The following is a 19,983-nucleotide window of genomic DNA, read 5'->3' as shown; positions in this document are numbered from 1 at the left end:
AGGACTGTTTTTATACGAGTTTATATACGGTGTGTACTTCGAATTCTACAGACCGACCGCTAAAGCAGTGATTTATGCCCCGAGTCAGCCCTCCTACCGGGGGAGCACCGTCAGACAGGCGACGCCCTCACGTCGGCGGGCGAGGCGCATCTGGAGTTGGCGTGACCGAGTCTGTCGACAACACGAATTCGAGTGCGGCGAGTGCGCCAAGGAGAAGCGCGATAGTGGTGACGAGTACGACGGGATTCGCGATACTGACCGCGAACACGACGGCGACGAACGAACCTGCCACCCACACACCCGCGACTGATTGGCTGATTGTTCCCACTGCTCCGTGGGTGAGTGCGATTCCGAGGAGGAACACTGCGACACCCCCGCCCAGTGCGAGTCGGTCGAAGAAGGCCACCGACACCCCTTCGCCCGCCGCGACGATGACGAGGAGAGACCCGACACCTGCCGCGGTAATCCCGAGCGTGACGCCGAAGTGGCCGTAGGTGTACCCCATTCCAGCGAAGAAGTCGAAGTCACCACGGACGAGGTCGGTAATGGTGTCTTCGCGGACGTACGCGAAGTAGAGACGCCACACGGCCACCGCCGCGACGAAAGATGCCACCGCCGCGCCGACTGCGGGTACTGACCACTCGGTTCCACTGATGCCTGAGACGACGGCGACGACCACCTCACCGAGTACGATGATGGTAAACAGACCAAACCGTTCGGGCATGTGCGACACCTGTGCGGGACGTTCGTCGACGGTGAAGTACGTGACCCCGGGTGTAACGATTTCGATGGCGAGTCCGATACCGACGAGCACGAACTGGGCCAGTCCATCGAACGCCAGCGCCGCCACCCAGAACAAGGCACCGAGACCATAGAGCGCGATGTATCGACCGGTGAACTGCCGTACGTCGGGGTTCGCCATCCTCGCCCGTGCGTACAAGACGAGTAACACGACTCGGAGCGCGAGATACGAGACGATGAACCCGCGCAGTTGGCCGGCGAGTGCGTCGTGCAACGTGGTCGCTAGTGCGGCGACGACGAACATCGCGACGAACAGGCCGACTCGGTCGAGTCCCTCCTCGCCGAAGAGGTCTGCGTAGTACGAGAAGTTCATCCAGACGATAAATATCGGAACGAACAGACCGACGAACCCGACGAGTCGAAGACCAGTCACGTCGGTGGCGAGGTCGTGGGCCAACTCCGCGACGGCGACGACGAACACGAGGTCGAAGAAGAGTTCGAACCACGTCGCGTGTCGGCCAGTCGTCTCGTCGGTCTGGAGTCGTGGGCCGGCGACTCGAAGCGGGAATCGCATAGTCAGTAGAGGTCGTGACAGAGTATAGCACTGCCGCGAGTTGGTTGTCAGACAGACGGCGACCGCCTAAAAACACTGCACTGGACCACTGTCAGTCCGGTGCGAACCACTATGTTGTTTCGATGAGAGTTCCGACTATGGACCCATTCACACTCACAATCCTGCAGCAAGCACCGATTACGCCGGGGGCCGACCCCAGCACGTTCGCGCGGTTCTTCGGTTCGACCGTCTCTGCCGTGGGGACGTTCGTCGGAACGCTCATCCTCGGCGCTCTGCTCATTGCGCTCGCGCCCGACTTCACCGAGAGAGTCATCGACACCATCGAGGACGAACCCGTCACCTCGTTCCTCTGGGGATTCGGCATCTTCGTGGCGTTCATCGTCGTCATCATCGTCCTCATCATCACGCTCATCGGTATCGTCGTGGCCGTCCCGCTCATCTTCCTGATGATATTCGTCTCGCTGTTCGGCGGGGCACTCGTCTTCATCTACGTGGGTGAGCGACTCCTCGAAGCGGCAAACGTCGAGACGTCGCGCTGGGGGCACCTCGTCGCCGGTGCATTCGTCGCAACCGTCCTCGCCGCCATCCCCGTCATCGGTGGTATCACGAACTTCGTCGTCAACACCGTCGGCGTCGGCGCACTCGTCTACTACTGGCGGAACAAGTGAGGGAGGTTCGGTTCTGGTTTTTGGAAGAACGTTGGCGCGCGAAATACCGTCCGCTCAGCACGTTCGTCGCAGAACGGGCGTGACGGGAGTGCAGCACTGTACGCTGCAGGTCGTGAACGAAGACAAGGGATTCGAACCCCACTCGCTCACTTTGTTCGCTCCCTGCTGACCGTGTTCACTACTCGCGATACCTCACAAAGTACAAAAGGGCGTGACGGGAGTCCCGCGAGCGAAGCGAGTGGGTCTCAGGAACGCCCGCTGAACGAACGACGTGAGTGAAGCGGGCGTGACGGGATTCGAACCGAACCGAGACTCGTTTCACTCGTCTCGTAGGGTTGCGAACCCGTCATGCCGGTTCGTTCGTCGCGTCGCTCCTCACTGCACGGGCGTGACGGGATTCGAACCCGCGATCGAGAGGTTAGGAACCTCTCGCCCTGTCCACTAGGCCACACGCCCTGCCGAGAACTCTCTCAGGACTCGACAAAAATCGCGTGGTTCGACCCCACTGGGCCGAGAGAAACGAGAGATGGAGCTGCGATTAGTTCTCCGCCTTAGCCGACGTCTTCTCCGTGGAGAAGTCGTCTTCGTCGTCGTCTTCGCCTTGCATCTCTGAGAGCTCTTCTTCGATTTCGCTACGTCCGCGCTTGAACTCGCCCATTGCCTGCCCGGTGGACCGCGCGAGCTTCGGAATCTTGTTCGCGCCGAACAGCAGGACGAGCACGAGGAGGACGATGAGCAGCTCCGGCCCGCCCGGGAGTCCGGGGAACAGAGGGGTGATGGTCTCGAACATCGCTGTTTTTGCGTAACCCAGTGGCAATTATAGGCTTTTTGCCTTCTACGGCTTCTCGAATAAGAGACTATCGGCCAGAGTGAACTGTCGCGAAACGTCGACACGAGCCTCGAAACCTGTGGATACGTGAATGGAGCTGATATCGAACCGATTCGAATCTGACACATCGTGTCGGGTGACAAACACACAGTCTATCGATTTTCGTCGCGGACAGTCGTTCCAATTCCCGTGAATATAAGGTGGCAACCTCAATATTGTGGTTATATGGTATCTGTCGGAGACTCTGCCCCAGACTTCACCGCACCGAAGACGGACATCGACGGCGACATCGAGTCGTTCACGCTCTCTGAGAACCTCGACGACGCACCCATCGTCCTCGCGTTCTTCCCCGCGGCGTTCACCGGCGTGTGCACCACGGAGATGTGCACCTTCCGCGACCAGATGGCCAACTTCGACGACATCGGCGCGACGGTCTACGGCATCAGTATCGACACGCCGTTCACGCTCTCCGAATTCGCCGAGAAGAACGACCTCAATTTCGACCTCATCAGCGACACCAACCGCAACCTCATCGAGGCCTACGACGTGGAGATGGACTTCGCAGACCTCGGCGTCTACAGTGTCGCCAAGCGCGCTGTCTTCGTCGTGAACGCAGACGGCGAAGTCACCTACGAGTGGGTCAGCGACGACCCCGGCGTCGAACCCGACTACGACGCCGTCGAACAGGCGGCATCCAAGACGGTCGAAGAACCGTCCGAAGCAGCGTAAACCGGCACGCGGCACGCTCCCGTATCGCATTCACGCCAATCCTTTTTTCTTGCTGCGAGGACCACTCACGCCATGGCCGATTCTGAAGAGACTATCAACGGTGGTCGGGTCTACGACCCTGACGCCGACCACGCCTTCCCCGACGAGAAACTCAACGAGATTCTCCCTGTCCTCCTCGAAGACGAAGAGGTGACGACCCTCCTCGAAGCGCAGAACGTGAACGCGGTCACGCGCAAGGGCTACAACGACCACGGTCCGAAGCACATCGAAATCGTCCGTAACCGTGCGCTTCGCCTCTACGACCTTCTCAAGCGCGGTGGGTGCGAGTTCAACGGCGCTGCAGACCAAGGCCTCGACGAAGCGGACGAAGCCGTCATCATCGCGCTCGCAGCACAGTTACACGACATCGGGCACATCGTCCACCGTGACGAGCACGCGTACTACTCGATTCCGCTCGCATCTGACGTGCTCGACAGGTTCCTCCCGCAGTTCTACGACCTCGCGGATACCGTCCGAATGAAAGCCGAAGTCCTCCACGCGATTCTCTGTCACCATCGCGAGGAAGACCCACTCACTCTCGAAGCGGGTGTCATCCGCGTCGCAGACGCCCTCGACATGGAACACGGTCGGTCACGCATCCCGTACGAGAAAGGTGGACGCGGCATCAACACGCTCTCCAGTCAAGCAATCAGTAACGTGTCGCTGAAAGAAGGTGACGACACGCCCGTCCTCGTCGAAATCGAGATGGTGAACGCGGCCGGCGTCTACCAGGTCGACAACCTACTCAAGGCGAAACTCGACGGGTCGGGTCTCGAAGGCGACGTCAAAATCGTCGCCGTCAACACCCGGTCCGAAGAGCAACTGGTCGAACGTATCGAACTCTAAGCGGTCAGCGAGTAAAAAATCGAGATGGAGGACGCGAGGTACCGGCGCGCCCGCGTCTCGGTGATACCGTGAATCTCAGTCGTTCGACTGGACGAGACGGTCCATTCCGCCGACGGACAGTTCGCCACTGAGCGTCCGGTTCGGGTAGGGGATGTCGATACCCTCTGCGTCGAACTGTTCTTTCACCGACGTCACGTACTCGCCGCGCGTCTTGACGAAGTCGGCACGGCTTGGGTCGGCAATCCAGATGCGCGACTTGAGCGTGACGGACGAGTCGCCCAGTTCGGTCAGGCGAACCGACGGCGCAGGGTCGTCCATGATACCGTCGTGGGTTTCGGCCTCTTCGAGGATGATGTCCGTCGCCTTCTGGATGTCGTCGTCGTATCCGATGCCGAACGGCACCTGCAGGCGGAGTTTGTCCTTCGCGACGGGGTTCTTGATGACACCGTCGGTGAGTTGCGAGTTCGGGACAGTGAGCAGTTCGTTGTCGAAGGTCCGAACGCGCGTCACGCGGAAGGAGATGTCCTCGACGACACCGGAGTTACCGTCCCACTCTATCCAGTCGTTGATTCGGAACGGTTTGTCGGTGAAGATGAAGATACCCGCGACGAAGTTCGCGATGACGTCTTGCAGCGCAAAGCCAATCGCGAGTGTCGCCGCCGCACCGATGGTCGCGAGTGACTGCAGGATGTTCCCGAGTCCAGCGAGTGCGAATCCAGCGCCGAGGGCGACGAACGCCACGACGAGCGTCACGACCTTCATCAACGGCTTCTGGGCGTGCTCGTCCGCCCCGCGTCGGTCGAGGATACGACGAAGGATGGACGACAAGAGGGCCTTCCCGACGATGTAGACGACGACGAACCCGACGACGAATCCGAGAAGTGTCCCGAGTATTCCCGCGTACGGAATGCTCTGCTGTGCGAGAACACGACCGATTGCTCCGCCGTCACCCTGTAACTGGAGGGGGAGTGTGTAGACGCTCATCTATGGAAGACTGCTGTTTTCCCCCGTGTCTCGATGAGGTCCGCGTTCACTCGTTCGGCGAGGTCTGCGGCCGCCTCGTCGATAGTCGTCCCGCCGAGGGCCGCGCGGAGGAACTTCGCCTTGACGAGGTTTCGGTCGGCGAGTTGGTCGTTCAGTTCGCCGACGACAGCCTCGATTCCACTCTTTCCTACCCAGACCGTCACGTCGAGGTCGTGGGCTTCCTTTCGCAGGTCCTGCGTGTTCATGCGTGGATTCTACTATGTTCGAGGGCCCTTCAATAGTAAGGCTTTGGGCGGCGCTTGGTGGTCGTACCCACGGTTCGAGCGCACTCGCCGTCGTCAGTACGGGTAGCGTTCCGTCGCGCCGCAATCGCACCTGACGACGACGTGTCCCCCCGGCCGGGTTCGGACGCGGGCGTTGACTCCCGGAACGAGATACGCATCGCACTCGTCGCACGTGAACCGGCGGAACTCCTTCGGGAGACCGCAGCGATTCCGCTCTGCGACGCGACGGGCGAGACGGACGTAGTCTCGGGCCCGGTCGTGGTCCCGGTCCGAGGCCGCCTCGCGGGCGAGGTGGTGGAGTCGGTCGATTCGCTCCTCCGCGATGCTCATGGTAGGTCGGGGGAGTGGCCGAGACATAGGCGTTCCGAAGCATCGGAGCGAACCGACCGACCGGAGTCCCAGCACGTGACCGACCGGAAAGCCGGTAGGGTCAAATCCCACCCGGAAGAAACCCGGAACGTGCGCGTACTGAACTACCTCGAGTTCGCCTCGCAACTCGAACGGAGCGGTATCGGGACCTCCACCGACCAACAGCGGGCAGCACTGGCGACCACCGACGTGGACGTCGTCACGTCCCCGTGGCCCGATTCACCGCTCACCGCTGCAGCCGACGCCGTGCGCGGTAACTGCGTCTTCCGCGACTACGACATCGCCCACTGCAACCTCATCGGACCGGGGTCGGTCGCCGTCGCCAGACACGCGAAGCGAAACGACATTCCACTCGTCCTCCACTCGCACGTCACCCGTGAGGACTTCGCCGAGAGTTTCCGTGGGTCCAACGCCGTTGGCCCCGCCCTCGGAAGGTACCTCAAATGGTTCTACTCGCAAGCAGACGTGGTCCTCTGTCCCTCCGAGTACACCAAGCGCGTCCTCGAATCGTACCCGGTCGATGCCCCGATTCGCCCTATCTCGAACGGTGTCGACACCGACTCTCTCGAAGGGTTCGAGGACTTCCGCGACGAGTACCGCGAGAAGTACGACCTCGACGGGATGACCGTCTTCGCCGTCGGCAACGTCTTCGAGCGGAAGGGCCTGACGACCTTCTGCACCGTCGCCAAACAGACGGAGTACGACTTCGCGTGGTTCGGCCCGTACGACACCGGGCCGCACGCCTCGAAGAAAGTCAAATACTGGGTCGAAAACGCCCCCGAGAACGTGACGTTCACCGGGTGGATAGACGACATTCGTGGCGCGTTCGGCGCGGGCGACGTCTACCTCTTCCCGACGAAGAACGAGAATCAAGGCATCGCCGTCCTCGAAGCGATGGCGTGCGGCAAAGCCGTGGTCCTCCGCGACATCCCCGTGTTCGAGGAGTTCTACACCCACGGATACGACTGCCTCAAGTGCTCGACCGACGAGGAGTTCCGTCGCGCCCTCGACCTGCTCGACCGCGACCCGGCCCTCCGTCGTCGCCTCGGCGAGAACGCGCGTGCGACCGCTGCAGAGCACAGTCTGGACCGCGTCGGCGACCGACTCGTCGAGACGTACGAAGACGCCCTCGCCGGGACCCTCGACTGAGTCGACTCGTTCTCCCGTCCACCGACGCTTCGCGACACACTGACACGCCAGCGAGAAGTCACAACAGTTTATCCCGTTGGCCTCACAGCACCGCCCATGCAGTCGGTCGCCGCCTTCACCGACACGTACCTGCCGACCGTCAACGGCGTCACGTACACGATTCAGACGTGGCGCGAGCGGTGGCAACGTCGCGGTGGCCGCATGGACGTCGTCTTCCCGAAAGACGACGAGTACGCACCCGAACCGGGGGAATACGCCGTTCGGAGCCTTCCGTTCCCGTTCTACGAGGGCATGCGCGTCGGCGTGCCGCGCGTCCCCGATGCCGTCGAAGACGCGGAACTCGTCCACGCGCACACGCCGTTCGGCCTCGGGTTAGCAGGTCTGCGACTCGCTCGTCGCCGTGACTTGCCGTTCGTGGCGACCTACCACACCCCGACTGGCGAGTACGCCGAGTATCTCAGTTCGGTCGAAGTCATCGAACGCGGCGTCGAACGAACCGCCGAGCGCTACGAACGGTGGTTCTTCGACCGTGCCGACGCGGTCATCGTCCCGAGCGAGGACGCGAAGCGACGCCTCGTGGACGAAGTCGGCGTCGACGCCGAAATCGTCGTCCTCTCGAACGGTATCGATACCGAACAGTTCGCTCCGGCCGACGGGGACGCCTTCCGCGAACGATACGGCCTCGGAGACGGTCCACTCGTCGGGTACACCGGTCGCCACGGCTACGAGAAACACCTCGACGAACTCGTCCACGCGGCGGCAGACCTCGACGTGACGCTCGTGTTGGGCGGCGACGGTCCCGCCCGCGACGAGTTGGAGCGACTCGCCACCGACCTCGACGTAGACGCTCGGTTCCTCGGCTTTTTAGACCGCGAGGAACTCCCGGCGTTCTACTCCGCACTCGACGTGTTCGGCTTCCCCAGTCCGGTCGAGACGCAGGGTCTCGTCGCGCTGGAAGCCAACGCCTGTGGGACGCCCGTCGTGGGCGTGAACGAAGGTGCGCTGGAGGATACCATCGTCGATGGACAGACGGGGTATCACTACGAGTCGGGCGACGTCGACGGCTTCAAACGAGGAATCGAGCGGGCGTTGTCTGAACAGGAGGAACTCAGCGCGCGGTGCCTCGAACGCCGGGACGAGGTGAGCGTCGAACACTCGGTCGATAGACTGGCGGCGCTCTACGACCGACTCCAATAAGAGAAGAGACCGACTGTGAAGCCGCGTTAGTCGCGGTTTTCGAGTGCGTCGGCGATGCGCCGCAGTTCGCGGTTCACGTCACGAACTTCGTCGCGGAGTTGTCGAACTTCGCGGACGAGTGCCTCGTTGTCGCCGCCACTCTGTTCGGGGTCACGCTGGCTTGCGCCCATGCCGGGTGCTCCGCCGGGGCCACCGCCGCCCATCATGCCGCTCATCATCTGTGCGAAGGGGTTGCCGCCGCCCATGCCGCCGCCCATTCCGCCAGGGCCGCCGCCGCCCATCATCTCTTCGGGGGACGGTCGCTCACCTTCTTCGCGTTCTTTCTCCCGTCGCTTGCGAATCTCTTCGACCCGCTCACGGAACGACTTCTCTTCTTCACCAGATTGCTCGTCGTCGGGTGCCTGCGTCTCGTCTGCGGGTTCGTCGTCAGCCATGGTCGCGGATTAGCCGTCCACCCGGAAAGTGCTGACGGTCTCTCAGAGGTCGGGAGTCGAACGCTTTGCCGCCGGCGCTCATCCGAACGCACCGAGACTCGACTGGAGGTTTCGGTCGGTTCCGCCCTGTTCGAGTTCGTAGCCGACGAGTGAGCGCATGTCGACGGCGTAGGTGGTGCCGCCGTTTTCGACGACGAGCACTCGACCTTTCACGCCACGGACCGTCCCCGCGGCGATGGTCTCTGCGACCGGACTGTCCGACAGGCCCAGTCCGTAGTCGAACGAGAACGTGTCGATAGGGTCGAACTCGGCGAGGAGTTCGCTCCACGCCGCAGTGTCCATGTCTCGACCGAATCCCGAAATTTTGGTCGGCACGCGAACGCGGTCGGTCAGGTCGGTTGCGAGTTCTGCTTCGTACTCACGGGCGACGCGGCCGTCGGAGAAGGTTCGAATGTGCGCCGCGCGGTCTGCACCCTGCTCGCGGAGGCGCGTTTCGAGTCGCCACAGGCGGGTGACGCCGACTTTGAACGTATCCGGGGCGAACGCCGCGAGGTAGACGGCGTGGTCTTCGTAGCAGTCCATCTCGTCTTTGAGGCACATCCCGGTACACTTGGCGCAGACCCACGTGCTCCGGTGGTCGTCACAGTAGGGGGCGCGAGCGTTGCCACACGAGATGTGGTGGCCGTCGTGTATCGTTCCGGCACAGTGGCGGGATTCGAGGCGATATTCGAGTTCTGTCCCCGGGTCGAGTTCGACGGAATCGATGCCGTCGCTCGTGCTCACGTAGAGGGCGGGTGTCTCGGTATCGTAGCCGACGACCTGCACGAATCAGGGTACGAATCGGTGGTAGAAAGGTGTCTCGTTCGCCGCACCCGACTTTTCCGCACGACCGGTGGTGAACGATACGTCGGGATGACACCTATTAGTAGTAGATACTAAACCTACCGAAAGAACTTATATTTAATTGCTGGCCATCAGAATTATATCAATATGCGACACTTTCACGATTGTCATGGTATATCGTGACGGGAAGACTCGACGTGACGTACTGAAGGCGGCCGGCGCGGCCGTCGCGACGACTGGGCTCGCCGGGATGGCGTCAGGTTCGCCGGGAACTATCGAGGTCAACGTCGGCTACAGCGACGCCAGCGGCAAACGTGCGGCGGTGGCCGAGGCGAACACTGTCGTCCGAGAGTTCAACTTCGACGCGGTGACAGTCGAGGTCAACGAGAACGCGATTGCAGGGCTGCGAAACCGCCCCGACGTGCGCTACGTCGAGGTGAACGGCACGATGCACGCGCTCGCCCAGCAACTCACGTGGGGTATCGACCGCACGGACTCGGAGGTGGCCCACGCGAACGGCGACACCGGAGCGGGAGCTGACATCGCTATCCTCGACACTGGAATCGACTCGGACCATCCAGACCTTCAGGCCAACCTCGGCGCAGGCAAGGCGTTCGTCAAGTCGAGAGGGAAATATGCGGAATCGTGGGACGACGACAACGACCACGGCACTCACTGCGCGGGAATCGCCAACGCCGACGACAACAACCAGGGAGTAAAGGGCGTCTCGACCGATGCGACGCTGCACGCGGTGAAAGTGCTCGACAAGCGTGGCTCGGGGAGCTTCTCCGACATCGCCGCTGGAATCGAGTACACGGCCGACCAGGGGTGGGACGTGGGGTCCCTGAGCCTCGGTGCCTCTTCGGGTTCCCAGACGGTGAAAGATGCCTGCACGTACGCCGCCGACCGCGGCGTCTTCCTCGTCGCCGCGGCCGGGAACTCCGGGCCGTGTACGGACTGTGTGGGCTATCCTGCTGCGTACAGCGAATGCATGGCGGTGGCCTCCTCGGCGAGCGACGACTCGCTGTCTGGGTTCTCCTCGACGGGGCCCGAAGTCGAAATCATCGCACCCGGGACGGACATCTACTCCACGGTCCCCGGCGGCTACGACACCTTCTCGGGCACGTCGATGGCGACACCGCACGTCGCCGGTGCCGCCGGACAGTTGATGGCCAACGGCTACACGAACAGCGAAGCTCGCTCGCGGCTCAAGAACACGGCAGAGGACCTCGGACTCGCGTCGAACCAGCAGGGCAGCGGACTGCTCGACACGGCCGCCGCCCTCGGCTACGACTCTAGCGACAACTGACTTCCTGCTCACAGTCGGCGTCGGCCTGTAGTTTCTTTTTCGTGGCGTTCACACGCAGCCGTATGAGTGACCCGCTCGATGCGACACTGACAGTCACCCCGCTAGCCGACGGCGTGTCGCTGACGCTGATACTGACTGTCGAGAACGTGGGACAGGACTCGTTCGACCTCTCGTTCCCGGATGGCCAGCGCGCGGAGTTCGTCGCCGTAGATGAGGAGGAGTCAGAGGTGTGGCGCTGGAGTAACGGGCGGGCGTTTTCGATGGCACTCGGGAGCGAGACGCTCGTGCCCGGCGAGTCGGTCGGATACGAGGCCGAGTGGTCCTCGCCACCGCCCGGCGAATACGAGGTCACCGGGTCGCTAGCGGCCAGCAACGCCGACGCGTCCGCGACGATGACCGTCGTGGTTCCCAAGACGGAGTGAGTGGGCGGCAGGACCGCCGCAGACCTCAGGAGAGTTCGTCGTACAGTTCTTCGGCGGCGCGGCGAACCGCGTCGTCGCTCGACCCCTCGGGTTCCCACCCGAGTGCGGAGAGTTTCTCCACGGAGAGGCGCATCTTCGGCACGTCGCCGGTCCACCCACGGTCACCGCCGGTGTACTCGTACTCGGGGTCGAGCCCCATCACGTCGGCGACGATGTTGGCGATGGTCGTCACGGACGTCGTCGTCCGCGTGCCGAGGTTGTAGACGTTGTAGTCGCGTTCGGCGTTCTCGACGACGTGGCACATGGCCTCGACGCAGTCTTCGACGTGGAGGTAGGACTTCTCTTGTCGGCCGTTGCCGAGGATTTCGAGCGTTTCGGGGTCCTCCAGTAACTTCTCGATGAAGTCGGGGATGACGTTCCCGCGTTGCTTCGGCCCGACGATGTTGGCGAAGCGGTACATGTAGACGGTGAAGTCGTAGGAGTGGGCGAACGTCGAGAGGAGTCCCTCGTCGGCGAGTTTCGACGACCCGTAGATGCTGATGGGTTCGAGCGGGGCGTAGTCCTCAGGCGTCGGGCGCGGTGCCTCGCCGTAGACGGTCGAAGACGAGGTGAAGGCGATGTTGGTCACGCCGACGGCCTGCATCCGTTCGAGGACGTTGTACGTCATCTCGGTGTTCTCCTCGAACAACTGCCGGGGGTCGTGGTAGTTCGTGTCCGTGTAGGCGGCGAAGTGGAAGACGATATCGAGGTCGTCGGTGACGACGGCGGCCACGTCGTCGGGGTCCGTCATGTCCGCCTGGACGAACTCGACGCCGTCGGGGACGCGTTCGCGGGTCCCCTTCGACAGGTCGTCCGCGACGACGACGTCGTTGTCCGCAGCGAGATGGGCGGCGATGTGAGAACCGACGAGACCCGCGCCTCCTGTCACGAGGACGCGCTTGTCAGAGAGTGCTAACGACATGTCTCAGATGATTCGACGGAGTGGTAAGTCCGTTTCCCCTTTCGGTGTGCCCGCGATGCACCGACGCCGGGAGGGCGAGCGGACGGTCACGACCACGAGACACCGGACAACTCCTCGCTCAACTCCCACAGTTTCCGAACGAGTGCCTCGTCGGTGGCGAGCGCCGAGGGTTCCTCGGGTGCGCAATCAGAGAAGTATCGTCCACTTGTTCCTTCGACTGCAGGAGACGCAGCGAGGTACACCGTGGTCTCAGCGCCTGTCGCGGGCGTGTCGGCGAACCCGCTGACGAGTCGATGGGGGAGGAGTGAGAGCAGTCCAACCCCGAGACGAACCGGAATCGACGCCTCCCGCCACAGGTGACTCGACGGGACGAGTCCCGGATGGCAACAGTTCGCCGTGGGTCCGTCGAGACGGCGGGCGAGACCGACCGTGAAGAGGATGTTCGCCAGTTTCGACCGAGCGTAGGCGTCGAGGCCGTCGTAGTGGTCTACTGTCGTCACGTCGAACGTGCCGTCAGCGCGTGGGTGAACGCCCGAGGAGACGGTGACGACGCGACCATCCTCGGAAAGGACGTCACGCAGGTCGTGCGTGAGGACGAACGGTGCGAGGTGGTTGACGGCGAACGTCTTTTCGACGTCGTCTGCGGTCAGTTGCCCCGTCGAGAAGTGCGCCCCAGCGTTGTTCACGAGGATGTCGAGGCGGTCAGTTCGGTCACGGACCTCGTCGGCGAGGCGGTGGACAGTCTCGACGTCCGCGAGGTCGGCGCGGAAGAAGATAGCCTCACCGCCGGCGTCGTCGATGGCCGATGCGACCTGCCTGCCAGCATCACGATTTCGACCGTGGACGAAGACGGTCGCCCCCAGTCGGCCGAGTGCGAGCGCCGTCTCGCGACCGATTCCGGCGGTGGACCCGGTGACGAGCGCAGTCCGGTTCGAAAGGTCGATTCCCTCGACGCCTGCGCCGACCTCCGGTCTGTGACTCATATGGGGTGGTGGGCCGTCATCGGTCATAAACCTCGGGAGGGGGGCGGGTGTCCACTTCTGGAGAGTCACCAATTCCGACCGGTCGCAGTCGAATCGACGGCGACGTTCCGAAAGCACCACTTTCCTCCACCGTCTTCGGAGAGGCATGCAAGACGAACCCGAAGTCGCCGTCCTCCGGTACGGACACCGACCGGGACGGGACGACCGGATGACGACGCACGTCGGCCTGACGGCCCGAGCGCTCGGTGCTGACCGGGTCATCTTCCCGGACAACGCAGGGCAGTCGCTGGAGACAGTCGAAGACATCACCGGGCGGTTCGGCGGGCCGTTCACCGTCGAACTCACCGACGCACTCAACGGCGTCATCCGCAACTGGGAGGGCAAAATCGTCCACCTCACGATGTACGGCGAGCGCGTTCAAGACGTGGAAGCTGACATCCGCGAGGCGCACGCCGAAGAACCACTCCTCGTCGTCGTCGGCGGCGAGAAGGTCCCGTTCGAGGTGTACGACGAAGCGGACTGGAACGTCGGCGTCACGAACCAACCGCACTCGGAAGTCGCCGGCCTCGCCGTCTTCCTCGACAGACTATTCGACGGACGCGAACTGGACCGCGAGTGGGAAGACGCCGAGAACAGAGTCGTCCCCATGGCGACTGGCAAGAAAGTCGTCCCAGCCGACGACGAGTGAGCGCGTTTTAACGGTCGAGACGGAGACACACGACCTGTCTCGCCGCCGAATTGTCCCGTCACCGGTCGGTTCTCCGTGTGCGCGAGAGTAATAAGACTTAATGGCGTTCCTGACGCCATTTCGGACAATGGCTTTTGAGGAGTTACTGAACGACCCTGTTATCCAGAAGTACCTCCACGAGTTGGTTGGGCCGACGGGGATGCCAGTCGCAGCGGCACCCCCGGACGGCGAGGTAACCGACGAAGAACTCGCCGAAGAGCTCGGTTTAGAGCTCAACGACGTTCGTCGCGCCCTCTTCATCCTCTACGAGAACGACCTCGCGTCGTATCGTCGCGTCCGCGACGAAGACTCTGGATGGCTCACCTACCTCTGGACGTTCCACTACGAAAACATCCCGGAGAACCTCGAAGAAGAGATGTACCGGCTCTTAGAGGCGCTCGAAGAGCGTCTCGACTACGAACGTAACCACGAGTTCTATCTCTCTGAACCCGCCGGCATCCGCTTCGAGTTCTCTGAAGCGATGGAACTGGGATTCCAGTGTCCCGAGACGGGTGCGCCGCTCGAACCGATGGACAACGTCGACCTCGTTGACGCGATGGAACACCGCATCGACGAACTGCGAGACGAACTGAACGTCGAAGTCACGGGTACGAACTAATCGATGGTCGTACTCGCAACAAAGTGTTACATCGACGGCGACGCACGTGACCGCGCGCTCGATAGTCTCACGTCTCTCGTCGCCAACGACATCGGCAGCCTCGACGTGGAATACGACATCGGCATCCGCGACGACGACTTCATCTCCGTGACTGTCTCGGGCGACGACGAAACCGTCGCACGGAACGTCCTCCGGGAGGAGTGGGGCGAAGTCACGCCACACCTCACCGCGGGAGAGACGTACGTCGGAACGCTCGAACACTGGGACGAAGACGGATTCATCCTCGACGCTGGACGTGAGATTCGTATCCCCACCAAAGAACTCGGCCTCGGTCGCGGGTCGGCGACGCAGATTCGTGACCGGTTCGGCCTCGTCCAACACGTCCCGCTTTCGTTCGTCTACGGCGGCGAGGACGAGCCATCCCGCCTGGCCGACGACACGGTCGACCAACTCTACGACTGGACTCGTGGCAGTGGCCGCGTCAACGTCAACAGCGCGACGCGCGGCGAAGTCCGCGCGACGGTCAACCGCGCCGGCCACGCGAACGACATCGTGACCGTGGAACGACTCGGTCTCCTCGAACAGAGCATCGTCTGTAAGGACCAGACCGACCCGCCGGGACTCCTCGCGAGTATCGGTTCGTACCTGCCGTCGGAACTGAAGGCAGTCATCGGCCAGTAAGACGATGAACAGGCGACTCCTCGTCGGCGTTGCTGGACTCGCCCTCCTCCTCGTCACCGCGGGGTGTCTCGGCGGCACGTCGAGCGTCTCGAACGAGCGTCTGGACTCCGAGCCCACAGCGTCGTACACGTGGGACGCCGAGACGGACGCCCACATCACGGTCCAGCAGAACGGACGGTTCCGTGCGGTGTACGAGGTCAACTCGTCGTCGGTCGAACTCTACCGGTTCGACGGGTTCGGCAGCAGGACGCCGCTCCCAGTCGAATCGCTCCGGTACCGCTATCCGAACGGGACCGTCGTGAACGGGACAGAACTGAAAGCCCGCGGCGGTGACGTGACGCAGAACAACCGCATCACGAACGTCACGCTCCCGTCGGACGCCGACAGTGAGGGCAAACTCGCGTTCACCTCGTCGTCCACGCCGAAGCGGTTCTCGCTTCCCGTGCTCGTCGAGGGGTCCTACGAGGTGGTGTTGCCGCCGGACCGACGCGTGAGTTTCCCAATCTTCGGGTCCGTCCGTCCGCAGGGCTACGAGACAGAACTCGTCGACGACCAGTTGCACATCACATGGACCAACGTGACCGACGGCAGCGTCGTCGTCCAGTTCTACCTCCAGCGTGACCTCGGTATCTTCGCCGCCGTCGCGGCCGTCTCGCTCCTCGTCGGCGGGGCCGGGATTCTCTACTATCGCCGGCAAATCGAGGCGCTTCGCGAACGCCGCGAAGAACTCGGCCTCGACGTGGAAGACCGCGACAGGAAGCGGTAACGAAACACGCCGGTGCGGACGCCTTTTTGCTTGTCACGACCCTAGGCCGGGGTATGCAAGCCGCCGTAGTCACCGTGGGCGACGAACTGCTCGCCGGGGACACACAGAACACGAACGCGACGTGGTTGTGCAAACAGTTGACAGACCGCGGCGTCACCGTCGAGCGAGTGACGACGCTCCCCGACCGAATCGGCGACATCGCCCGCGTCGTCAACGAATATCACGCCGAGTACGACGCCGTCGTCGTCACCGGTGGACTCGGTCCGACGCACGACGACGTGACGATGGACGCCGTCGCCGCCGCGTTCGGGCGCTCACTGGAACGCAACGAAGAAGCAGAAGTGTGGTTGGAGACGAACGGTGGCTACTCGGCGAAGGACCTCGTAGAAGGGACGACTGACCTCCCCGCCGGCGCGCGGATGCTCCCGAACGGCGAAGGCGTCGCTCCCGGTGCAGTGCTGGGTTCGGTCTACGTCCTGCCGGGCGTCCCCCGTGAGATGAAGGCGATGTTCGACAGAGTCGCCGACGAGTTCTCCGGCGAGCAGACGCACGTCCGGTTCGTGCACACGTCGGAACCCGAGAGTTCGCTCATCGAGCGTTTCCAAGCGGTTCAGGCGGCGTTCGACGTGACAGTCGGAAGCTACCCCGGCGACCACGTCCGCATCAAACTCGCTGGCGACGACGAGGACACCGTCGAATCGGCGGCGGCGTGGCTCGAAGAACGAGTCGACCTACTCGAAGAAGCGTAGCCCGGTCAGCGCTGGAGGTACCAGAGCCACCCGGCGGTCATTGCGATACCTACGAGGAGGACGGTTCCGGCCGTCTCCGACATCGGCAACACCTGCTCGGCTATTTCTAACGGAATCATAGATGACAATTGCCCCGTCCAGTTCTTAAACGGTGAGGTTCCGGCGACAGTCAGGTCGTGCATAATACACGACAGTACCCGTCGGCACGTCGTCAGAGTCACCGCGGCATCGGGGTGTTTTTGCCGCGTGCGTTGGTTCGTTCGAGTATGCGAATTGGCGTCGTGGTCAACCCCGTCGCGGGGATGGGTGGCCGAGTCGGGTTGAAGGGGACCGACGGAAAGGTCGAGGAGGCCAGAAAGAGAGGTGCCGAGCCACGAGCACCGGCGCGTGCCTCCCGGGCACTCTCTCGACTGTACGACGCCGCACCCGAGACGACGCTCCTCACGTGGGGTGACCCGATGGGTGCATCTCTCGTCGAGGACGCAGGATTCGACCCGGAGGTGCTCGGCGAACCCGATGGCGACGAGACGGATGCGTCCGACACCACTGCCGCAGTCACCGCCTTCGTCGACGCCGGCGTGGACCTCGTGTTGTTCGTCGGCGGAGACGGTACGGCGGCGGACGTCGCCGCCGCCCTCGACGGGAGTGACGTGCCGATGCTCGGCGTCCCCGCCGGTGTGAAAGTCTACTCGTCGGTGTTCGCTGTCTCCCCAGAGGACGCCGCCGCCGTCGCGACGACGTTCGAGCGAACCGAGGCCCGCGAGGTCATGGATATCGACGAGGACGACTATCGGGCCGGAGAAGTTCACCCGGAACTCAGGGCAGTCGCACACGTCCCCGTTGCAGAAGACTTGCAATCGTCGAAACAGACGAGCACCGGCACAGTAGAGGCCCTCGCTGCCGGCGTCGCCGACGATATCCGTGCCGAGGCGGGCGTCACGTACGTCCTCGGGCCCGGAAGCACCGTCGGCGCCGTCAAAGCCGAACTCGGAATCGACGGGTCGCCCCTCGGGGTGGACGTGTATCGTGACGGGGAGGTTCTCGTCCGCGACGCGACGGAAGCGGAGATTCTGGCGCACCTCGGCGAGGAGAACGTCATCGTGGTCACGCCCATCGGCGGGCAAGGGTTCGTCTTCGGCCGTGGAAACCCGCAACTGTCTCCGGACGTGATTCGCCGGTGTGACGTGTCAATCGTCGCCTCACGGTCGAAGTTGGACACCATTCCGTTCCTCCGCGTCGATACCGACGACACGGAACTCGACGAAGAACTCCGAGGGTGGACGAAGGTTCGTGTCGGCCGCGTCGAACGACGGATGATGAAAATCGAGTAGCGACGCCCCGGGATTCAGGCTGAGAAGTGCTCTAGTACGGGTAATTATGTGAAAGGTGAATCCCAAATAATTGTTCACAAAGGTTGGCATATAGTGGGATTTAAGGTCATTGAATGGCTGTCAGTCACCATGGAAACCCGGAAAGTCCAGCGTCTCGGTCCCTCCACGCTGGCGATGACGCTCCCAGCGGAGTGGGCCAAGGAACACAACGTCGACAAGGGCGACGAAGTGTCGATTCGTACCAGTGGCAAAGGCACGCTGACCGTCCTCCCCGAATCGGTCAGCAACGAAGATTCGAAGGCGACGATTCGAGCGGACAACCTGAACGCAGAGGCCCTCGAACGGGCAATCGTCGCACAGTACGTCCTCGGGCGGCGCGTCATCCACATCGAGAAGAGCGAAGGCGCACTCGACTCCGACCACATCAACGCCGTCTACAAAGCCGAGACGCAACTCATGGGTCTCGGCGTCATCGAGGAGACACCGGAGCGAATCGCCATTCGCTGTTCGGTCGATGCGGAGGACTTCACCCTCGACAACTTGCTCGAACGACTGGAGAACACGGGCAGCACGATGCGTGGCGAGGCTGTGAAGGCACTCGCCCACGGCAACCCTGACCTCGCACAGCGCGCCCTCAACCGTGAACGGCAGGCGAACAAGATTTTCGTCCTCTTGCTCCGCCTCATCTTCACGTCGTACCAGAACCCGAACCTCGCACGGGCCGTCGGCCTCGACTCGGGGTTCCCGCTCATCGGCTACCGCGCCGTCGCGAAGAACCTCGAACTGACGGCCGACAACGCCGAGGACATCGCCAACATCGTCATGGACGCCGACGGCCACACCATCGACGTCGACCAGTCCACGATGCGGCGCATCCGCGAGTTCACCGACCACGTGGACGAAATCACGAAGACGGCGGTTCGGGCCGTCGTCGAACGCGACTACGACCTCACCATCGAGTGCCGCGAACTCTACCGCGAAATCGGTGACCGCGAACGCGACATCCTCAACGACCTCCCGGAGATGGAAAACGAGAAACTCCTCCAGATTCGCGAGGTACTCGTCAGTCTCCAGCAGACCGCACAGTACGCGATGCGGAACGCCGAAATCGCGGCAAACCTGGCGCTCAACGAAGAGTCAGAACACGTCACGCTCGACTGAGCGACGAGGCTCAGTCGGCGAGAACCTCTACTTCTTTGCGGTCGTCGCCGGTGGTCGATTGCTTCTCGCCGGTCAGAGGGTTCCGACTGGCGATTCGACAGTCGAACGCCGGATGCTCACCCAGATGGCGGATAATCATGTGTCGCCGCGACCCGGTGATACCGGTTCGGCCGACGTCGTCCGCGTCGAACGTCTCGGGCAACCGTTTGTACAGGCGTTGCAATTCCTCGAAGCTGGCGAACACTTTCGCGTTCCCGGTCGAGTCTGCGCCGCGTCTGGAGACGACGTAACTGCCGTCCTGCCGGTACTCACCGGCAGTCCGGAAGAACTCGCGTTTCTCGGTCAGCGCCGAACCGATGGCTTCCTGCAGGTCGGCAGCGGCGTCACGGGACAATTCACAGGTCTGGCCGCCGATAGTGAGGACGATGGTTTCGTCGTCGCTCTCGACGGTCACAGGGTTCTCATCACGGGAGAAGAACTCGATCAGGAGCGTGGGTACTCCGTGTCATACACAGTGCTATCGTGTCCCCAAATAAAGAGTTGTCGGCTGGGCCAGAAATCACCGACGGTTCGTCGGCGACGGCCGGA

Annotated in this window: 24 protein-coding genes and 1 tRNA gene; 14 read left to right on the top strand and 11 right to left on the bottom strand. The window is 62.7% G+C overall.

The genetic code is table 11. The annotated features are described in order from the left end of the window. Positions 1-127: 127 nt before the first annotated feature. Complete coding sequence (locus tag GJR96_RS14650; protein WP_151163604.1) at positions 128-1,315, bottom strand: low temperature requirement protein A; 1,188 nt, start codon at positions 1,313-1,315, stop codon at positions 128-130. Positions 1,316-1,452: 137 nt separating this feature from the next. Here GJR96_RS14650 and GJR96_RS14645 point away from each other — a divergent pair, with 137 nt between their 5' ends. After that, on the top strand, positions 1,453-1,983 hold the full coding sequence (locus GJR96_RS14645; protein ID WP_151163603.1) for a hypothetical protein: 531 nt from the start codon (positions 1,453-1,455) through the stop codon (positions 1,981-1,983). Between the two features lie 383 nt (positions 1,984-2,366). On the opposite strand, the gene GJR96_RS14640 is transcribed toward GJR96_RS14645, so the two are convergent. Together GJR96_RS14640 and GJR96_RS14635 are read right to left on the bottom strand one after the other, a co-directional pair. Next, positions 2,367-2,439, bottom strand: a tRNA-Arg gene (locus GJR96_RS14640). Positions 2,440-2,521: 82 nt separating this feature from the next. Beyond that, positions 2,522-2,773, bottom strand: coding sequence for a Sec-independent protein translocase subunit TatA/TatB (locus GJR96_RS14635; protein ID WP_058573556.1), 252 nt, complete (start codon positions 2,771-2,773; stop codon positions 2,522-2,524). A gap of 264 nt (positions 2,774-3,037) precedes the next feature. Between GJR96_RS14635 and GJR96_RS14630 the strand changes: the two genes are divergently transcribed. Both GJR96_RS14630 and GJR96_RS14625 read left to right on the top strand, forming a co-directional pair. Continuing rightward, entirely contained in the window at positions 3,038-3,541 is a 504-nt protein-coding gene (locus GJR96_RS14630; protein WP_151163602.1) for a redoxin domain-containing protein, read from the top strand. Positions 3,542-3,613: 72 nt separating this feature from the next. After that, entirely contained in the window at positions 3,614-4,426 is an 813-nt protein-coding gene (locus GJR96_RS14625; RefSeq protein WP_151163601.1) for an HD domain-containing protein, read from the top strand. A 75-nt stretch (positions 4,427-4,501) separates the two neighbouring features. Here the strand turns inward: GJR96_RS14625 and GJR96_RS14620 are convergent, their stop codons facing one another. The 3 genes from GJR96_RS14620 to GJR96_RS14610 form a co-directional block, all read right to left on the bottom strand. Then, the gene (locus tag GJR96_RS14620) at positions 4,502-5,410 is read right to left on the bottom strand and encodes a mechanosensitive ion channel family protein (protein ID WP_151163600.1); all 909 of its coding nucleotides are present in this window, start codon (positions 5,408-5,410) and stop codon (positions 4,502-4,504) included. Further along, a complete protein-coding gene (locus GJR96_RS14615) occupies positions 5,407-5,655 on the bottom strand; it encodes a YhbY family RNA-binding protein (RefSeq protein ID WP_151163599.1) in 249 nt (82 codons plus the stop codon). The genes GJR96_RS14620 and GJR96_RS14615 overlap by 4 nt, the downstream gene beginning before the upstream one ends. A 93-nt stretch (positions 5,656-5,748) precedes the next feature. Further along, a complete protein-coding gene (locus GJR96_RS14610; protein ID WP_151163598.1) occupies positions 5,749-6,024 on the bottom strand; it encodes a ribonuclease P protein component 4 in 276 nt (91 codons plus the stop codon). Between the two features lie 129 nt (positions 6,025-6,153). On the opposite strand from GJR96_RS14610, the gene GJR96_RS14605 reads away from it, so the two are divergent. Together GJR96_RS14605 and GJR96_RS14600 are read left to right on the top strand one after the other, a co-directional pair. Further along, positions 6,154-7,212 carry a glycosyltransferase family 4 protein gene (locus GJR96_RS14605; protein WP_151163597.1) on the top strand — a complete coding sequence of 353 codons (1,059 nt, stop codon included), beginning with the start codon at positions 6,154-6,156 and terminating at the stop codon, positions 7,210-7,212. A 96-nt stretch (positions 7,213-7,308) separates the two neighbouring features. Beyond that, positions 7,309-8,409, top strand: a complete 1,101-nt coding sequence (locus tag GJR96_RS14600; protein WP_151163596.1) for a glycosyltransferase — start codon at positions 7,309-7,311, stop codon at positions 8,407-8,409. A gap of 26 nt (positions 8,410-8,435) precedes the next feature. Here the strand turns inward: GJR96_RS14600 and GJR96_RS14595 are convergent, their stop codons facing one another. Together GJR96_RS14595 and GJR96_RS14590 are read right to left on the bottom strand one after the other, a co-directional pair. After that, the gene (locus tag GJR96_RS14595) at positions 8,436-8,843 is read right to left on the bottom strand and encodes a hypothetical protein (RefSeq protein WP_151163595.1); all 408 of its coding nucleotides are present in this window, start codon (positions 8,841-8,843) and stop codon (positions 8,436-8,438) included. A 78-nt stretch (positions 8,844-8,921) separates the two neighbouring features. Next, the gene (locus GJR96_RS14590) at positions 8,922-9,668 is read right to left on the bottom strand and encodes a DUF2797 domain-containing protein (RefSeq protein WP_151163594.1); all 747 of its coding nucleotides are present in this window, start codon (positions 9,666-9,668) and stop codon (positions 8,922-8,924) included. A 187-nt stretch (positions 9,669-9,855) separates the two neighbouring features. On the opposite strand from GJR96_RS14590, the gene GJR96_RS14585 reads away from it, so the two are divergent. Further along, positions 9,856-10,995, top strand: coding sequence for a S8 family peptidase (locus GJR96_RS14585; protein WP_151163593.1), 1,140 nt, complete (start codon positions 9,856-9,858; stop codon positions 10,993-10,995). Between the two features lie 62 nt (positions 10,996-11,057). After that, positions 11,058-11,417: a BsuPI-related putative proteinase inhibitor gene (locus GJR96_RS14580; RefSeq protein ID WP_151163592.1), complete on the top strand. Its 360-nt coding sequence runs from the start codon at positions 11,058-11,060 to the stop codon at positions 11,415-11,417. Between the two features lie 25 nt (positions 11,418-11,442). Here GJR96_RS14580 and GJR96_RS14575 read toward each other — a convergent pair whose 3' ends face one another. After that, the gene (locus GJR96_RS14575; protein ID WP_151163591.1) at positions 11,443-12,378 is read right to left on the bottom strand and encodes an NAD-dependent epimerase/dehydratase family protein; all 936 of its coding nucleotides are present in this window, start codon (positions 12,376-12,378) and stop codon (positions 11,443-11,445) included. Positions 12,379-12,464: 86 nt separating this feature from the next. Continuing rightward, positions 12,465-13,361: an SDR family oxidoreductase gene (locus GJR96_RS14570; RefSeq protein ID WP_191965875.1), complete on the bottom strand. Its 897-nt coding sequence runs from the start codon at positions 13,359-13,361 to the stop codon at positions 12,465-12,467. 145 nt (positions 13,362-13,506) lie between these two features. On the opposite strand from GJR96_RS14570, the gene GJR96_RS14565 reads away from it, so the two are divergent. The 7 genes from GJR96_RS14565 to GJR96_RS14535 all read left to right on the top strand — a co-directional run bounded on the left by GJR96_RS14565 (position 13,507) and on the right by GJR96_RS14535 (position 19,395). Further along, positions 13,507-14,049 (top strand): tRNA (cytidine(56)-2'-O)-methyltransferase, encoded by a 543-nt coding sequence (locus tag GJR96_RS14565; protein WP_151163589.1) that lies wholly within the window; start codon positions 13,507-13,509, stop codon positions 14,047-14,049. A gap of 127 nt (positions 14,050-14,176) precedes the next feature. Continuing rightward, positions 14,177-14,707 carry a transcription factor gene (locus GJR96_RS14560; protein ID WP_151163588.1) on the top strand — a complete coding sequence of 177 codons (531 nt, stop codon included), beginning with the start codon at positions 14,177-14,179 and terminating at the stop codon, positions 14,705-14,707. Positions 14,708-14,710: 3 nt separating this feature from the next. Continuing rightward, a complete protein-coding gene (locus tag GJR96_RS14555; protein ID WP_151163587.1) occupies positions 14,711-15,388 on the top strand; it encodes a DUF2110 family protein in 678 nt (225 codons plus the stop codon). Between the two features lie 4 nt (positions 15,389-15,392). Then, positions 15,393-16,154 carry a DUF5803 family protein gene (locus tag GJR96_RS14550; RefSeq protein WP_151163586.1) on the top strand — a complete coding sequence of 254 codons (762 nt, stop codon included), beginning with the start codon at positions 15,393-15,395 and terminating at the stop codon, positions 16,152-16,154. A gap of 53 nt (positions 16,155-16,207) precedes the next feature. Then, entirely contained in the window at positions 16,208-16,903 is a 696-nt protein-coding gene (locus tag GJR96_RS14545) for a competence/damage-inducible protein A (RefSeq protein ID WP_151163585.1), read from the top strand. A 266-nt stretch (positions 16,904-17,169) separates the two neighbouring features. Then, on the top strand, positions 17,170-18,234 hold the full coding sequence (locus GJR96_RS14540) for an ATP-NAD kinase family protein (protein ID WP_151163584.1): 1,065 nt from the start codon (positions 17,170-17,172) through the stop codon (positions 18,232-18,234). A gap of 129 nt (positions 18,235-18,363) precedes the next feature. Further along, positions 18,364-19,395 (top strand): phosphate uptake regulator PhoU, encoded by a 1,032-nt coding sequence (locus tag GJR96_RS14535; protein ID WP_151163583.1) that lies wholly within the window; start codon positions 18,364-18,366, stop codon positions 19,393-19,395. A gap of 10 nt (positions 19,396-19,405) precedes the next feature. On the opposite strand, the gene GJR96_RS14530 is transcribed toward GJR96_RS14535, so the two are convergent. Beyond that, entirely contained in the window at positions 19,406-19,849 is a 444-nt protein-coding gene (locus GJR96_RS14530; RefSeq protein WP_191965874.1) for a DUF7528 family protein, read from the bottom strand. Positions 19,850-19,983: the final 134 nt, after the last annotated feature.

The organism is Haloferax litoreum (genome assembly GCF_009674605.1).
GTDB lineage: Archaea > Halobacteriota > Halobacteria > Halobacteriales > Haloferacaceae > Haloferax > Haloferax litoreum.
The sequence above is the reverse complement of the archived record's forward strand: the minus strand, read 5'-3'. Positions and strand labels throughout refer to the sequence as shown.

Excerpts from the sequence above, each read along its gene's own strand:
- GJR96_RS14570 (WP_191965875.1), bottom strand. The coding sequence starts at position 13,361 with ATGAGTCACAGACCGGAGGTCGGCGCAGGCGTCGAGGGAATCGACCTT.
- GJR96_RS14630 (WP_151163602.1), top strand. The coding sequence starts at position 3,038 with ATGGTATCTGTCGGAGACTCTGCCCCAGACTTCACCGCACCGAAGACG.
- GJR96_RS14580 (WP_151163592.1), top strand. The coding sequence starts at position 11,058 with ATGAGTGACCCGCTCGATGCGACACTGACAGTCACCCCGCTAGCCGAC.
- GJR96_RS14545 (WP_151163585.1), top strand. The coding sequence starts at position 16,208 with ATGCAAGCCGCCGTAGTCACCGTGGGCGACGAACTGCTCGCCGGGGAC.
- GJR96_RS14600 (WP_151163596.1), top strand. The coding sequence starts at position 7,309 with ATGCAGTCGGTCGCCGCCTTCACCGACACGTACCTGCCGACCGTCAAC.
- GJR96_RS14595 (WP_151163595.1), bottom strand. The coding sequence starts at position 8,843 with ATGGCTGACGACGAACCCGCAGACGAGACGCAGGCACCCGACGACGAG.
- GJR96_RS14555 (WP_151163587.1), top strand. The coding sequence starts at position 14,711 with ATGGTCGTACTCGCAACAAAGTGTTACATCGACGGCGACGCACGTGAC.
- GJR96_RS14550 (WP_151163586.1), top strand. The coding sequence starts at position 15,393 with ATGAACAGGCGACTCCTCGTCGGCGTTGCTGGACTCGCCCTCCTCCTC.
- GJR96_RS14645 (WP_151163603.1), top strand. The coding sequence starts at position 1,453 with ATGGACCCATTCACACTCACAATCCTGCAGCAAGCACCGATTACGCCG.
- GJR96_RS14535 (WP_151163583.1), top strand. The coding sequence starts at position 18,364 with ATGGAAACCCGGAAAGTCCAGCGTCTCGGTCCCTCCACGCTGGCGATG.
- GJR96_RS14540 (WP_151163584.1), top strand. The coding sequence starts at position 17,170 with ATGCGAATTGGCGTCGTGGTCAACCCCGTCGCGGGGATGGGTGGCCGA.
- GJR96_RS14585 (WP_151163593.1), top strand. The coding sequence starts at position 9,856 with ATGGTATATCGTGACGGGAAGACTCGACGTGACGTACTGAAGGCGGCC.
- GJR96_RS14620 (WP_151163600.1), bottom strand. The coding sequence starts at position 5,410 with ATGAGCGTCTACACACTCCCCCTCCAGTTACAGGGTGACGGCGGAGCA.
- GJR96_RS14625 (WP_151163601.1), top strand. The coding sequence starts at position 3,614 with ATGGCCGATTCTGAAGAGACTATCAACGGTGGTCGGGTCTACGACCCT.
- GJR96_RS14635 (WP_058573556.1), bottom strand. The coding sequence starts at position 2,773 with ATGTTCGAGACCATCACCCCTCTGTTCCCCGGACTCCCGGGCGGGCCG.
- GJR96_RS14615 (WP_151163599.1), bottom strand. The coding sequence starts at position 5,655 with ATGAACACGCAGGACCTGCGAAAGGAAGCCCACGACCTCGACGTGACG.
- GJR96_RS14610 (WP_151163598.1), bottom strand. The coding sequence starts at position 6,024 with ATGAGCATCGCGGAGGAGCGAATCGACCGACTCCACCACCTCGCCCGC.
- GJR96_RS14650 (WP_151163604.1), bottom strand. The coding sequence starts at position 1,315 with ATGCGATTCCCGCTTCGAGTCGCCGGCCCACGACTCCAGACCGACGAG.
- GJR96_RS14575 (WP_151163591.1), bottom strand. The coding sequence starts at position 12,378 with ATGTCGTTAGCACTCTCTGACAAGCGCGTCCTCGTGACAGGAGGCGCG.
- GJR96_RS14565 (WP_151163589.1), top strand. The coding sequence starts at position 13,507 with ATGCAAGACGAACCCGAAGTCGCCGTCCTCCGGTACGGACACCGACCG.
- GJR96_RS14560 (WP_151163588.1), top strand. The coding sequence starts at position 14,177 with ATGGCTTTTGAGGAGTTACTGAACGACCCTGTTATCCAGAAGTACCTC.